This is a genomic window from Nocardia sp. NPDC004582 (assembly GCF_053602115.1).
Genome location: NZ_JBSGCY010000051.1, coordinates 13,398 through 27,958, shown reverse-complemented (window position 1 = coordinate 27,958; position 14,561 = coordinate 13,398). Strand labels below are relative to the sequence as shown.

Sequence of the window (14,561 nt, the reverse complement as noted above, 5' to 3'; positions counted from 1 at the left end):
GGCTACTGCTGGCCCGGCTTCAGGAGCAGGAACAGGCCGTGCGCCTCGGCACACAGCCGGTCGCCGTCGTGCAGGGTGGCGCGCACGAACACCTTGCGGCCCTCCTGCCGCTCCACCCAGCCGTGCACCGTCAGCTCGGTGTTCAGCGGCGTGATGGACCGGTAGTCGACGTGCAGGAAGGCGGTGCGGGTGACCGCGCGGGTGTTCAACGCCACGGTCATGCCGAGCAGGTCGTCGAAGCCCAGCGCGATGTGGCCGCCGTGCGCCGCCGCGTTGCCGCCCAGGTGGAAGGTGCGGAAGGTGATGCGCGCGTGCACGCCCTCGGCGCTCGCGTCGTCGATCAGGAACGGCGGCAGGGTGATATTGCCGCGCGCGGGCAGATCGTTGCGGTGCCAGGCGGGCGCGTCCCACTCGTCGCCGACCGCGGAGTCCAGCTTGGCGTTGAGCTCCTTCAGCGTGGCGATGGCCTCGAGGGCGACCTCGTCGGTCGGGGCGGCCAGCCGGACCCGGTCCATGAGCCCGCGCACCTGCTCGATGAACTCCCCGTAGTGCGGCCCACCCCGGCTGGCGTCCCGGCCGAGGGTCTGGATCGGCCGAAACCCGCCCTCATGGTGTTCCTCGGGGGCCAGTTCCTCGACCTGCTGCTCGCTCATGTGAAACACGTTATCGGTTGCTTACCGGATGCTCGCGCCGGGGCACCGCTAGTGAGCTGCGCAGACTGTTCCCCAGGTAGGGTCTACAGAGGTGAAGGCATTGCGTCGATTCACCGTTCGTGCCCATTTGCCGGAGCGGTTGTCAGCTCTCACCGAGCTCGCGACCAATCTGCGCTGGTCCTGGCATGGGCCGACACAGGACGTATTCGCGGAGCTGGATCCCCGGCTGTGGGTCGAGGTCGGGAACGATCCGGTGCGGATGCTGGGCGAGGTGCCGGCCGAACGGCTCGACGAGCTGGCCGACGATGAGGCCTACACGCGGCGTGTGGATGCCGCCGCCGAAGACCTGCGTGACTACCTGGCCCGGCCCCGCTGGTTCCAGAAGCAGGAGCGCGGGCCGCGTGGGATCGCCTACTTCTCGATGGAGTTCGGCGTCACCGAGGTGCTGCCCAATTATTCCGGTGGCCTGGGGATTCTCGCGGGCGACCACCTCAAGGCCGCCTCCGATCTGGGACTGCCGCTGATCGGCGTCGGATTGCTGTACCGCTCCGGCTATTTCCGGCAGTCGCTGACCGCCGACGGCTGGCAGGCCGAGCGCTATCCGGCGCTGGACCCGATGGGCCTGCCGCTGCGGCTGCTCACCGACGGCGACTCCGGCGCGCCGGTGCTGATCCACGTGTCGATGCCGGAGGGCCGGGTGCTGCGCGCCCGGGTGTGGATCGCCCAGGTCGGCCGGATCCCGCTGCTGCTGCTGGACTCCGACATCGCCGAGAACGATCCGGAACTGCGGGCCGTCACCGACCGCCTCTACGGCGGCGATCAGGACCACCGCATCAAGCAGGAGATCCTGGCCGGGATCGGCGGCGTGCGCGCGGTGCGCGCCTACACCCGCGCCCACGGCCTGCCCGATCCGGACGTCTTCCACATGAACGAGGGCCACGCCGGATTCCTCGGCATCGAACGGATCCGCGAATTCATGGTCGCCGGAATGGATTTCGATACCGCGCTGACCGCGGTCCGGGCGAGCACGGTCTTCACCACCCACACCCCGGTGCCCGCGGGCATCGACCGTTTCGCGGGCGCGCTGGTGCGCCGCTACTTCGGCGGCGCGCACGGCGAACGCGAATCCCCGGTGCTGCCGGGCGTTTCGGTGGATCGCATCCTCGCCCTGGGGCGCGAGGCCGACCCGTCGGTGTTCAACATGGCCCACCTGGGCCTGCGACTCGCCCAGCGGGCCAACGGCGTGTCGAAACTGCACGGTGAGGTCAGCCGCGCCATGTTCGCGCCGCTGTGGCCGGGCTTCGACGCCGCCGAGGTGCCGATCGGCTCGATCACCAACGGTGTGCACGCCCCCACCTGGGCCGCGCGCGAATGGATCGACAAGGCCCGCGAGCTGATCGGCGACGAACTGGTCGAGGAGGCCCGCGGCTGGGAACGGCTCTGCGATGTGGACCTGCGCGAACTGTGGTCCACCCGCAATGCCCTGCGCGGCGTCCTGGTCGACGAGGTGCGCCGCCGGCTGCGGGCCTCCTGGCTCGACCGTGGCGCCGCCCCGGCCGAACTGGGCTGGGTCGACGAGGTTTTCGATCCGCGGGTGCTGACCGTCGGCTTCGCCCGCCGCGTCCCCACCTACAAGCGGCTCACCCTCATGCTGCGCGACCCGGACCGGTTGCGCGCCCTGCTGCTCGACCCGGACCGACCGGTGCAGCTGGTGGTGGCGGGCAAATCGCATCCCGCCGACGAGGGCGGCAAGGCGCTGATCCAGCAGATCGTCCGGTTCGCCGACGATCCCGCGGTGCGGCACCGCATCGTCTTCCTGCCCGACTACGACATCTCCATGGCCCGCTACCTGTACTGGGGTTGCGATGTCTGGCTCAACAATCCGTTGCGCCCGCTCGAGGCGTGCGGCACCTCCGGCATGAAGTCCGCCCTCAACGGCGGCCTCAACCTGTCCATCAAGGACGGCTGGTGGGACGAGATGTGCGACGGCGAGAACGGCTGGTCCATCCCGACCGCCGACGGCGTCCGCGACGAACACCGCCGCGACGACCTCGAGGCCGCGGCGCTCTACGAACTGCTGGAACGCGCTGTGCTGCCGCGCTTCTACGACCGCGACCACGCCGATCTGCCGGTGCGCTGGATGGAGATGGTCCGCCACACCCTGCGGACCCTGGGCCCGAAGGTGCTGGCCTCGCGCATGGTCCGCGACTACGCCGTCGACTACTACGCGCCCGCCGCCGCGGCCTTCGGCGCCGTGTCGGCCGACGACTTCAAGGGCGCGCAAGAGCTGTCGGTGTACCGCCGCCGCGTCGAATCCGCCTGGCCCACCGTGAAAGTCCTGCAGGTGGACAGCGCCGGGCTGCCCGACATCCCGGTGATCGGCGCGGAACTGGACCTGCGGGCCCGCATCGACCTCGGCGGGCTGACCCCCGCCGACGTGAGCGTGCAGGCGGTCCTGGGCCGGGTCACGCCCAGCGACGACCTCACCGATGTCCACACCTGCACCATGCGGCACGCCGGAAACGATTCCGGCGCGGACGTTTTCACCATCCGGACGCCGGTGCCGATCTCCGGGGCGGTCGGGTACACCATCCGGGTCCTGCCGCATCATCCGCTGCTGGCCTCGGACGCGGAACTGGGCCTGATCGCCTCGCCCAGCCCGTAGGCGGGCTCAGGCGGGCGCGATCAGCGTCCGCTTGAGAATCTTCCCGGTCGTATTGCGCGGCAACGCCTCCAGGAAGGTGACGTCGCGCGGCACCGAGAAGCGGCTCACCCGGTGCCGGATGTAATTGCGCACCATCTCCGAGTCCAGCCCGGAACCGGGCCGCGGCACCACGAAAGCCGCCAGGCGCTGGCCGAATTCGTGATCCGGCACGCCGACCACCGCCACCTCGCTCACCTGCGGCAGATGCGACAGCGCCTCCTCCACCGCGCGCGGGAAGACGTTCTCGCCGCCGGAGATGATCATCTCGTCGTCGCGCCCGGCCACGAACAGCTTGCCCGACGCGTCGAGATAGCCGATATCGCCGGTGTCGAGCATGCCGTCGGCCTCGTCGGGCGGGGTGGCGTCGGTGTAGCCGTCGAAGAGCATGTGATTGCCGACGAAGATGCGCCCGGTCGCCCCCACCGGCACCGGCCGCCGATCCGGGCCCAGCACGGCCAGTTTCGTGCCCAGCGGCGGCCGGCCCGCGGTGGTGGGGGACACCCGCAGGTCCGCGGAGTCGGCGATGGACGCCCACGACACCTCGGTGGAGCCGTACACGTTGTAGAGGATGTCGCCGAAGGTGTCGAGGAAGCGCAGCACCGTCGCACCGTCCAGCGGCGCACCGCAACTGGCGACGATGCGCAGGCTGGACAGGTCGTAGCGGGCGCGCACCGCCTCGGGCAGATCCAGGATCCGGTTGATCATGATCGGCACCACCACCAGTGCCGTCACCTTGTGCTCGGCGATCCGGCGCAGCGTGTCCTCGGCGTCGAAATGGTCGGCCAGCAGCACGGTCGCCCGCACCGCCGTCGACATCTGCAACGCCCCGAGTCCCCAGGTGTGGAACAGCGGCGCCGGGATGAACATGGTCTCGTTGGTGCCGAACGGAATTCGCGACAGCAGCGCGGCCACGGTCCCGAATCCCTTGGGGTGCGGCCGGCGCGCGCCCTTGGGCGTCCCGCTGGTGCCGGAGGTGAGCACCACCAGCCGGCCCGGGCGCGGCGCCTTGCGCGGCGGATCCTGCCGCATGGCGATCAGGTCCTCGATGCTGGTGCGGCCCGCGTCGGGCGGGGTGTCGTCGGTGGTGAAGCGGGGGATCTCGGCGGGGACGTGGCGCACCAGATCCTCGAACTCGGTGTCGGCGAACAGCGCCGCGAGCCGGTGCCGTTGCACGATCTCCTCGATCTGCCGCGCGGGCAGACCGGTATTGAGCAGCACCGCGTCCGCGCCCGACTTGCCCGCCGCCACCATGCACTCGACCATGCCGGTGTGATTGCGGCACAGCAGCCCGATCGAGGTGCCCGGCCCGAAGCCGAGCGAGGTGAACGCGCCCGCGAGTGCGCTACTGCGCGCGTGCAATTGGTCGAAGGTGCTCGAGTACCGGTCGTCGATCACCGCCGCCCGGCGCGGGGAGTGCGCGGCCGCCGCCGCGTACCCGCCGCCCAGACTGAACCCCCACTTGGCCAGGCCGCCGATCTGCCGCAGCCCCACATCGGGCCGATAGGTGCGCACCACCCCGGAGCTCACCATCTGCCGGACCACCCCGGCCTGCAACCGCATTCGCGAATCCTCGGCGTTGACGACGAGTGCCGTCGGCGTGCCCTGGATCAGGTCGGCCACCCGTTTCAGCCCGGCCAGCGTCCACGCCACCACCGTCGCGTTCGGCAGCTGGGTGAGCAGCGGATGCACGGCCGCGGCCTTGAAGAAGGTGACGTAGATCCGGGTGTGGCCGGTGTCGCCGCGCAGCCGCACCGTCGCGAAGCTGCCGTGCTCGGGATAGTGCAGTTCGAAACCCTCACCCGGCCGGGTGAGGTGCAGGTGTACCCGCACCACCAGGGTCTCGGTGCCGGCGCCGCCGACCCGAAAATTCCACGCGGGGTGCGCGTCGATGGTGTCGGCGGGCTCGCACGCGCCGATTCCAGGAAATAGCCGGGGGTAGATCCGCGGGTCGATCAGGACGTCCCAGAGCGCTTGGCGGTCGATCGCGAACTCCGCGACCGCGTCGATGACATCGGTAACCACTGGCGTACAACTTCTGCCTGGCCGGTTCCCCTGATCAACCCCGGCGGATTACGTATTTGTAACGTCCCAGACAATGGCGGTCAAGGATCTCTAATTACCGGCCGGTAATTAGTTTATTTGCGGATCAATTGCGCTGGTGATGGCCCGAAACCAACGCTCTGGCAGGTGTGATTGCCCACAGTTCGCCGGGCCGGTGAGCGAACCGACCCGTCGGACCAACTAGCGTGACCAGCAGCCTCTGTCCTCCGGCCGACTGGAGATCCCCACCTATGAGCACCGACGTCCTCACGCGCACCAAGGGGCGCGTCGACCGGTACTTCGGCATCAGCGAACACGGTTCCACCTTCAAGCGCGAGCTGATGGCCGGCACCGTCACCTTCCTGGCCATGTCCTACGTGCTCGCGGTCAACCCGCGCATCCTCGGCGACGGCCCCGGCGGCGACCTCCACGACAAGGGCATGCCGGTCCAGGCCGTGTTCACCGCGACCGCCGTCGCCGCCATCTTCGGCACCCTGGTCATGGGCCTGTGGGCCAAGTACCCGGTCGCGCTGGCGCCGGGCATGGGCCTCAACGCCTTCTTCGCCTACACCGTCGTGCTGCACATGGGCATTCCGTGGCAGGAGGCGCTGTCGGGCACCTTCCTGTCCGGTGTCGTCTTCTTCGTCCTCGCGGTGACCAAGGTGCGCGAGAAGATCATCGAAGCCATCCCCATGCAGATGAAACTCGCGGTCGGCGCGGGCATCGGCATGTTCGTGGCCTTCCTGGGCCTCAAGAGCGCCGGGATCGTCACCGCCGATCCGAACACCTTCGTGCATCTGGGCAACTTCCACCACGGCACCACCCTGCTGGCGCTGTTCGGCCTGGTCGCGACGGTCGTCTTCCTGGTGCTCGGCTGGCACGGCGCGGTGCTGTACGGCATCCTCGCCACCACCGTGGTCGGCATGGTGACGGGCCTGGTGAAGCTGCCGGACTCGGTGGCCGCGCTGCCGCACGGACTGGACCAGACCTTCGGCCAGGCCATCATCCACCTGCCGGGGGCGTTCACCGGGCAGATGGTGGTGGTCGTGCTGACCATGCTGTTCGTCGACTTCTTCGACGCCTCCGGCACCCTGATCGGCGTCGCCAACCAGGCCGGGCTGCTGGGCAAGGACGGCAAGCTGGAACGCGCCGGGCAGGCCCTGGCCGCGGACTCGGTCGGCACCGCCGCGGGCGCGGTGATCGGCACCTCGAGCACCACCGCCTACGTGGAATCCACCGCCGGTGTCTCGGCGGGCGGGCGCACCGGCCTGACCGCGGTCGCCACCGCGGGCTGGTTCCTGGTCGCGCTGTTCTTCTTCCCGATCTTCGCGGTGTTCGCCGACGTCTCGGCGGTGACCGCGCCCGCGCTCATCGTGGTCGGCGTGCTGATGGCCCGGGCGCTGGGCGAGATCGAGTGGAACAAGCTCGAATTCGCGGTGCCCGCGTTCATCACGGTGATCATCATGCCGCTGACCTACTCGATCGCCAACGGCATCGCCATGGGCCTGCTGTTCTATCCGATCGTCATGGTCGCGAAACGGCGTGCGCGCGAGGTGCATCCGATCATGTGGGTGCTGATGGCGGTGTTCCTCTACTACTTCTGGTTCCTGGCCGAGTAGGGATCGATCGAAAAAAGCGGGCGCGAGGCGGAATAGCCTCGCGCCCGCTCTCGTTGGGGACCTGCTGTAGGCTTCGAAACGGACCACGGTCCGGATGGAAATCGCCGGAGCGACGTAGACACCCCGAGAGATGAGGACCCACCCATGACCGCAACCGTGAACGCCACCGCCTCCAAGGCCCTGAGCGGCGCCTCCAAGACCCTGACCGGCACCGATATCGGCCTCGCCATCGTGCGGGTGAGCGTCGGCGTCCTGCTGGCCGTGCACGGCAGCCAGAAGCTGTTCGGCTGGTTCAACGGCTACGGCCTGGACGCCACCGCGGGCGCGTTCGCGGGCATGGGCTACGACCCGGGCAAGTTCTTCGCCACCCTGGCCGGCCTGAGCGAGGTGGCCGGCGGCCTGCTGCTGGCGCTGGGCCTGCTGACGCCACTGGCCGCGGCCATCGTGCTGGGCACCATGATCAACGCGGTGAACACGGCCTGGAGCGGCGGCTTCGCGATGTGGGAGCTGCCCGCGGTCTACGGCCTCGCGGCGGTCGCCTTCGCCTTCTCGGGCCCGGGCCGGATCTCGCTCGACGCGGGCCGTCCGTGGCAGCGTCAGGGACTGGCCTGGAGTGCCGGCGCGATCGCGCTCGGCGTGGTGGCCGCGCTCATCACCCTCGCGGTGAAGTAGCGCGAACCCTATTGGAGAGTTTCGGGTCCCCGCGCCGCGTGCAGGGCTTGGCGCGGGGACTACGGACACATCCGATGTGGGAATTGGGGGTTCACCGGAGTATCGAAATCCAATTTACTTCTGCCCGGAAGTAGGAGCTACTCCTGTGAGGGTTCTCACAGGTCATTTCAATTGTGCGACACTATTTGTCAGTCGTTCGAGAGCTTTTGTCACAACTTGGGGATCGGATGTTTCCCAATAAGGTGGTAATGATGCTCGGAGATAACCGCCATAGCGCGCCGTGGCGAGTCGCGAATCCAGAATTGCGATAACGCCGCGATCGTCCACACTGCGCAGCAGCCGGCCCGTGCCCTGTGCCAGCAGCAGGGCCGCGTGATTGGCCGCGACCGACAGAAAACCATTGCCACCCCGCGATTCGACCGCCCGCTGGCGGGCCACCAGCAGCGGATCGTCCGGGCGCGGGAACGGAATACGGTCCAGGATCACCAGACTCAGCGACGGCCCCGGGACATCGACGCCCTGCCACAGCGAAAGTGTTCCGAACAGTGAGGTTTCCGGGTCGTCGGCGAATTTCCGGACGAGTGCGCCGGTCGCGTCGTCACCTTGGCACAACACCGGCGTATCGAGCCGTTCACGCAGAATCTCGGTGGCCGCCTTGGCCGCTCGCATCGACGAGAAAAGCCCGAGGGTACGCCCGCCCGCCGCGCGAATGAGACGTTCGATCTCGTCCAGGTAGGACTGCGGCAGCCCGTCCCGGCCCGGCGCGGGCAGATGCTTTGCCACATACAGGATTCCGGACTTGGCGTGATCGAACGGCGATCCCACGTCCAGCGAATTCCAGCGCAGCGCCTTCTCGTCCGAGGGGGCCTCGGCGCCATGGGCCAGCGCCGGATCCACCACCGCCGACGACTGCGGCGGCAGCCCCCAGGTCACCGCCAGATTGTCGAATGACCCGCCGATCTGCAGCGTCGCCGAGGCGAGCACCACGGTGGCGGTGCCGAACAGGCGGCTGCGCAGCAGGCCGCCCACCGACAGCGGGGCCATCTGCAGGGTGCGGCGCGGCACCCCGCGGATCTCCTCCGAGGACAGCCAGACCACATCGCGGTGCGCGGCCGGATCGGCCTCCTCGAAGGTGGTCAGCACCCGGACCGCGGCGTCGTGCACCTCCTCCACCGCGGCCAGCGCCTGATTGCGGGCCGCCGCCGACTCCGGATCGGCGGCCTGACCGCCCTGCGGGGCCAGCGCGGTGCGGGCGTTCCAGGCCGCGTCGCGGATCAGCGCCAGCACCGGGGCCGCGCCGTCGGGCATCCGGTCCCAGCGGCCGGGCTGCAGGTCGTCGAGCAGACCGTGCCAGGCCTCGGCCGCGCCCTCGAGGCGGTCCACTTCCTGTTCGTCGATGAGCTTGGCGCAGCGTTTGGCGGCGGCGCTGATGCCGCCGGTGGACAGTTCGGCGGTGGCCACGCCGGTCACCCGGTCGACCAGCTCGTGCGCCTCGTCCACGACCACCACGTCGTGTTCGGGCAGCACCTGGATGCCGCTGATGGCATCGATGGCCAGCAGCGCGTGATTGGTCACCACCACGTCGGCCTGGGCGGATTCGGCGCGCGCCTTCTCCGCGAAGCAGTCCTGGCCGAACGCGCAGCGGGACTTGCCCACGCATTCCCGGGAACTGACGCTCACCTGCCGCCAGGCGCGATCGGTGACGCCCGGGGCGAGCTCGTCGCGGTCGCCGTTCTCGGTGTCGGAGACCCATTCGTTGAGCCGCTGCACCTCGCGGCCCAGCTTCGAGATGGCGAACGCGTCGAACAGTTCCTGCTCCGGCTCGTCCGGAATCGCGCTGTTGATCTTGTTCAGGCACAGATAGTTGTTGCGCCCCTTGAGGATCGCGAACTGCGGGACCCGTCCCAGATCGGTCGACAGCGCGTCGGCGAGCCGCGGGAGATCCCGATCCACCAGCTGCCGTTGCAGCGCGATGGTCGCGGTGGACACCACCACGGTCCGGCCCGTCCGCACCGCGTGGCGCAGACTCGGGACCAGATACGCGAGCGACTTACCGGTACCTGTCCCCGCCTGCACCGCCAGATGCTCACCGGTGTCGATGGCGTGCGCGACGGCCGCGGCCATCGTCTGCTGCCCCTTGCGCTCCTTACCTCCCAACGCCTGCACAGCGGTGGCCAATAATTTCGGAACGGCAGGCAGTTCGGGCACGGCGGCCAGATTACTGCGCCCAGCCGACAACCCCCGCGCAAACCTCGCCGCGCGGGTTCCGGAGGACTGATTTCCGCCGATCCGGCCGGGGATCGACCGTGCCTCGCCGGGAGGGACGGCTCATCCGGCGTGGTGGCGGCTACCGGGCGTGCGAGCCGGTCAGCTCTCCATGGTTCCCGCGAGTTCGATGCCCGAGGCGCGGAGCGTGTCGAGGGCGGTGGCCAGGGTGACGGGGGAGACGGCGGCGGTGAGGCCGAGCAGCACGCGGGTGTCGAAGCCCGCCGCGCGGGCGTCCAGGGCGGTCGCGCGGACGCAATGGTCGGTGGCGATGCCGCAGACGTCGACGGCGTCGATGCCGCGGTCGCGCAGCCAGGCGTCCAGGGCGGTGTCGCCGTCGGTGGCGGTGCCCTCGAAGCCGGAGTAGGCGGCGGTGTAGGCGCCCTTGGAGAAGATCTCCTGGATCGCGGTGGTGTCGAGGGCGGGGTGGAACTCCGCGCCGGGCGTGCCGACGCGGCAGTGCGGCGGCCAGGTGTCGACGTAGTCGGGCTGTTCGGAGAAGTGCGCGCCCGGGTCGATGTGGAAGTCGCGGGTGGCGACGATCGCCGCGTAGTCGGAGACGCCCAGATAGTCGGTGATGCGTTCGGCCACGGCCGCGCCGCCCGCCACGGCCAGCGACCCGCCCTCGCAGAAGTCGTTCTGGACGTCGACGACGATCAGGGCTCGGCTCATGGACTGCCTCCCGGGGCCAGGGTGAACCACAGTGGTTCGAGTCTCGTATCGCATTGTGCCGCTCGGCCGTCGGCCGGTCCACGCGGCCCGGGCCCGAGTCGGGGGATTCCCATGAGGCGCGCTGTCGTCACCGCGGTACTGCTGTTCTGCTATTTCGTGCTGGCCTCGGTCGGACTGGGGTTGGTCGACGGGACGGTGCGTGCGCACGGGGTGCTGTATCCGGCCCTGCATGCCGCGCCCTTCGCGGTCGCGGCGGCGGTGGCCATCGTGGTGCTGCTCGATGTCCAGCGGCGCCGGCGGGTCAGCTCTGGAAGGTCGTCGGGATCGCCGGTTCGCCCGCCGACAGCTTCAGACCCTCCCAGGGCAGACTGATCAGGCCCTTCGCGACCAGTTCGCGGCTCTGGGCCAGGGTGGGCAGGCCGGGCAGCACCTTGCCGTCGCGGACCAGGGGAACCTGGAGGTCGCGGACCTCGAAGCGGCCGGATTCGGGGCGGTCCGCGACGGCCGGGTAGACGATCTCCTCGACCACGGTGCCGGTGTCGCGGGACAGCCGCACGGCGCGCTTGGTGCCGCCGCGAGACTCCTTGTGGGAGCTGCGTTTCGCGACCGGGACGCCCTCCACCTCGACCAGCTTGTAGACCATGCCCGCGGTGGGCGCGCCGGAGCCGGTGACCAGCGAGGTGCCGACGCCGTAGACGTCGACCGGTTCGGCGCGCAGCGCGGCGATGGCGTATTCGTCCAGGTCGCCGGACACCACGATGCGGGTGCGGAGGGCGCCCAGGGCGTCGAGCTGTTCGCGCACCTGCCGGGCGAGCACGCCCAGATCGCCGGAATCGATACGCACCCCGCCCAATTCGGGGCCCGCGACCTCGATGGCGGTGGCCACGCCGCGGGTGATGTCGAAGGTGTCCACCAGCAGCGTGGTGCCCACGCCCAGGGCCTCGACCTGGCTGCGGAAGGCCGCCGCCTCGTGCGCGCCGTCGCGGCCGCTGTGCAGCAGGGTGAATGCGTGCGCGCTGGTCCCGGCGCTGGGCACCCCGAAGCTGCGGGCGGCCTCCAGATTGGAGGTGGCGTCGAAGCCGGCCAGGTAGGCGGCGCGGGCGCTGGCGGGGGCGGCGAGTTCGTGGGTTCGGCGCGAGCCCATCTCGATCATGCGGCGGCCGCCGGCCGCGCTGACCATGCGGGCGGCCGCGGCGGCGATGGCGCTGTCGTGGTTGTAGATGGAGAGAATGAGGGTCTCCAGCAGGACGCATTCGGCGAAGGTGCCGCGCACGGTGACGATGGGGGAGCCGGGGAAGAACAGCTCGCCCTCGCGATAGCCGTCGATCTGGCCGCCGAAGCGATAGTCGCGCAACCATTCCAGGGTGCGATCGTCGAGGAACTTGGCCGCGACCGCGAGTTCGGGCTCGCCGAAACGGAATTCGTCCAGGGCGGCCAGCAATCGCCCGGTCCCCGCGACCACACCATAACGACGGCCGTTCGGCAATCGCCGGGCGAACACCTCGAAGGTGCACTGCCGCTGCGCCGAATCGTCGGCCAGCGCGGCGGCCAGCATGGTGAGCTCGTACTGGTCCGTCAGCAAGGCGGTACTGGTCAGTCCGTCAGCGATGATCACGATCCCCACTGTAAGCACACCCGGGCTCGCCTCCCGGACTCCGCGCTACGTGGATGTCGGCGCCACGCCCCCGGCCCGATCGGCGTGTCGGCTGGGCTGTTGTTTCATCGGCGTCGAGTCGTACCCTGGTTGATATGGGTCTGTGTAGAGAAGACGTTGTCGAGATGGCCGCCGGTACGGCGGGCGTCGATGTGACACTGTCGTCGGCACAGGCGACACCGGAGGCCATTGAACACTCCGAGATTCTGGAAGCAGAGGATCGGCCCTGGGTCACCGTCGTATGGGACGATCCGGTCAATCTCATGCACTACGTGACCTATATTTTCCAGAAGCTCTTCGGCTACAGCAAAGGTAAGGCAACCGAGCTGATGCTGAAGGTCCACAACGATGGCAAGGCCGTGGTGTCCGCCGGTTCGCGCGACAAGATGGAGCACGACGTCCAACGGCTGCACGCCGCCGGGCTGTGGGCCACCATGCAACGTGACGAGTGACCGAGGCGACTACGGTGAACCCGTGCGGAAGTGGAGCAGAAAGAACTCCCTGGGCGGGCTGAAGCTGCGTTCGGAAATGGACGCCCACGAGGCGGACGTCCTGCGTTCCCTGGTCGGCGCGGTCGCCGGACTGCTGACCGATCGGGCCGAATCGGCCCCCGAGGACGATCTCGCGGCGCTGACCGGGTTACAGCTGGGCAACTCGACCCCGCCCGCCGACCCGCGGCTGGCCCGGCTGCTGCCGGACTTCCACCGGCCCGAACCCGGTTCCCCCGACGCCGAGCGCGCCGACCTCAACAGCGCGCTGCGCAGCCTGCACGAGCCGGAGATCATCGAATCCAAGGTGGCCGCGGGCCGGGTCGTCCTGGAAACGCTGCCCCCGCACGGCGGCCGCATCGTCATCAACCCCGAACAGGCCGACGCCTGGCTCACCGCCCTCAACGACGTCCGGCTGGCGCTGGGCACGGCCCTCGACATCGACGCCGACACGCCCGAGCATTTCCCGGATGACGACCCCCGCGGCCCGAGCCTCGAGGTCTACCACTGGCTCACCTGGATGCAGGACTCGCTGATCCAGGCGCTCGCGCCGTAGCGCGCCTGCCGACGCTAGCGTGGGCACCGAGCCGGACCCGGTCACCGAGGAGGATGTGCCGTGAACAGTACTGCGGGACCACGTAATTCGATCACCGACGTCGGCGGGGTGCTGGTCGGGCACCACAGCCTGCTGGATCCGAACGCGACCCTGGGCGAGGGCGCGGCTACCGGCTGTACCGTGGTCCGGGTGCCGGGCGGCGCGGTCGCCGCGGTGGACGTGCGCGGCGGCGGCCCCGGCACCCGCGAGACCGACCTGCTGGATCCGGGAAACACTGTGCGGCAGGCGAACGCGATCCTGCTCACCGGCGGCAGCGCCTACGGCCTGGCCGCGGCCGACGGCGTCATGCGGTGGCTGGAGGAGCATCGGGAGGGCATTCCGATGGATCCCGCCGACCCCTCCCGGGTGGTGCCGATCGTGCCCGGCGCGGTCATCTTCGATCTTCCGGTGGGCGCGTGGGGCATCCGGCCCGACGCCGACGCCGGATTCCTGGCCGCCGAGGCCGCGGGGCCGGAGTTCGCGCGTGGTTCGGCCGGTGCGGGCGTGGGTGCGCGGGCGGGCTCGATCAAGGGCGGAATCGGTACGGCCAGTGTGCGTTTCGCCGACGGTCCGGCCGCGGGCGTGACGGTGGGCGCGGTGATCGTGGCCAATCCGGTCGGCTCGGTGTTCGATCCGCGCACCGGATTCCCGTGGGGTGCGGGCACCGACGGTCCCGAGTTCTTCGGGCTGCGCGCGCCCACCGCCGCGCGGCTGACCGCGGCGAACGCGCTGGCGGTGAAGGGCACCGTGCTCAACACCACGATCGGCGTGGTCGCCACCGACGCGGCGCTGGATCCGGCGGCCTGCCGCCGCCTGGCCACCACCGCGCACGACGGCCTGGCCCGCGCCATCCGGCCCGCGCATTCCCCGCTGGACGGCGACACCCTGTTCGCGCTGGCCACCGGTGCGGCCGAGCAGCCGCCGAATGTCCCACTGCCCCCGGCCTTTCCCGCGGATCTGCTGATCCTGGACCAGCTGTGCACGGCGGCCGCGGTGTGTGTGGAGCGGGCGATCGTCGACGCGATCCTGTCCGCGACGGCGGTGGCGGGCATCCCGTCCTACCGCGACCTGTTCGGCGAGTGAGGCGACCCGCGCGCTCCCGGGCGCGCGCGGGTGACCGGCCGCTTCGGGAATACCCGCATATTCTCACCTGTTGACGGGAGCGTTTCGGCCGTTCGGCCGGGTGCTTCGGGCGTGGA

The 14,561-nt window shown here is 69.9% G+C and carries 11 protein-coding genes; 6 read left to right on the top strand and 5 right to left on the bottom strand.

The features are described 5' to 3' along the window. Nucleotides 1-2 precede the first annotated feature (2 nt). Nucleotides 3-653, bottom strand: a complete 651-nt coding sequence (locus ACWELJ_RS16600; RefSeq protein ID WP_452367004.1) for a PaaI family thioesterase — start codon at nt 651-653, stop codon at nt 3-5. A 91-nt stretch (nt 654-744) separates the two neighbouring features. Between ACWELJ_RS16600 and glgP the strand changes: the two genes are divergently transcribed. Next, the gene (glgP, locus tag ACWELJ_RS16595) at nt 745-3,318 is read left to right on the top strand and encodes an alpha-glucan family phosphorylase (RefSeq protein ID WP_452367003.1); all 2,574 of its coding nucleotides are present in this window, start codon (nt 745-747) and stop codon (nt 3,316-3,318) included. A gap of 6 nt (nt 3,319-3,324) precedes the next feature. Here glgP and ACWELJ_RS16590 read toward each other — a convergent pair whose 3' ends face one another. Further along, nucleotides 3,325-5,379: an AMP-binding protein gene (locus ACWELJ_RS16590; protein ID WP_452367002.1), complete on the bottom strand. Its 2,055-nt coding sequence runs from the start codon at nt 5,377-5,379 to the stop codon at nt 3,325-3,327. Nucleotides 5,380-5,648: 269 nt separating this feature from the next. On the opposite strand from ACWELJ_RS16590, the gene ACWELJ_RS16585 reads away from it, so the two are divergent. Continuing rightward, nucleotides 5,649-7,016 (top strand): NCS2 family permease, encoded by a 1,368-nt coding sequence (locus ACWELJ_RS16585; RefSeq protein ID WP_452367001.1) that lies wholly within the window; start codon nt 5,649-5,651, stop codon nt 7,014-7,016. Nucleotides 7,017-7,160: 144 nt separating this feature from the next. Then, nucleotides 7,161-7,688, top strand: coding sequence for a DoxX family protein (locus ACWELJ_RS16580; protein WP_452367000.1), 528 nt, complete (start codon nt 7,161-7,163; stop codon nt 7,686-7,688). 162 nt (nt 7,689-7,850) lie between these two features. Here the strand turns inward: ACWELJ_RS16580 and ACWELJ_RS16575 are convergent, their stop codons facing one another. The 3 genes from ACWELJ_RS16575 to ACWELJ_RS16565 all read right to left on the bottom strand — a co-directional run bounded on the left by ACWELJ_RS16575 (nt 7,851) and on the right by ACWELJ_RS16565 (nt 12,240). Beyond that, nucleotides 7,851-9,896, bottom strand: coding sequence for an ATP-dependent DNA helicase (locus ACWELJ_RS16575; RefSeq protein WP_452366999.1), 2,046 nt, complete (start codon nt 9,894-9,896; stop codon nt 7,851-7,853). A gap of 159 nt (nt 9,897-10,055) precedes the next feature. Further along, nucleotides 10,056-10,625, bottom strand: coding sequence for an isochorismatase family protein (locus ACWELJ_RS16570; protein ID WP_452366998.1), 570 nt, complete (start codon nt 10,623-10,625; stop codon nt 10,056-10,058). A 301-nt stretch (nt 10,626-10,926) separates the two neighbouring features. Then, complete coding sequence (locus ACWELJ_RS16565) at nt 10,927-12,240, bottom strand: nicotinate phosphoribosyltransferase (RefSeq protein ID WP_452366997.1); 1,314 nt, start codon at nt 12,238-12,240, stop codon at nt 10,927-10,929. A gap of 164 nt (nt 12,241-12,404) precedes the next feature. Here ACWELJ_RS16565 and clpS point away from each other — a divergent pair, with 164 nt between their 5' ends. From clpS to ACWELJ_RS16550, 3 genes are read left to right on the top strand one after another with little or no spacing between them, the layout of a single operon-like run. Then, nucleotides 12,405-12,731, top strand: a complete 327-nt coding sequence (gene clpS, locus ACWELJ_RS16560) for an ATP-dependent Clp protease adapter ClpS (RefSeq protein WP_452366996.1) — start codon at nt 12,405-12,407, stop codon at nt 12,729-12,731. A 22-nt stretch (nt 12,732-12,753) separates the two neighbouring features. After that, nucleotides 12,754-13,323 carry an oxidative stress transcriptional regulator AosR gene (gene aosR, locus ACWELJ_RS16555; RefSeq protein WP_452366995.1) on the top strand — a complete coding sequence of 190 codons (570 nt, stop codon included), beginning with the start codon at nt 12,754-12,756 and terminating at the stop codon, nt 13,321-13,323. A gap of 60 nt (nt 13,324-13,383) precedes the next feature. Beyond that, nucleotides 13,384-14,445, top strand: coding sequence for a P1 family peptidase (locus ACWELJ_RS16550; protein WP_452366994.1), 1,062 nt, complete (start codon nt 13,384-13,386; stop codon nt 14,443-14,445). The last annotated feature ends 116 nt before the right edge of the window (nt 14,446-14,561 follow it).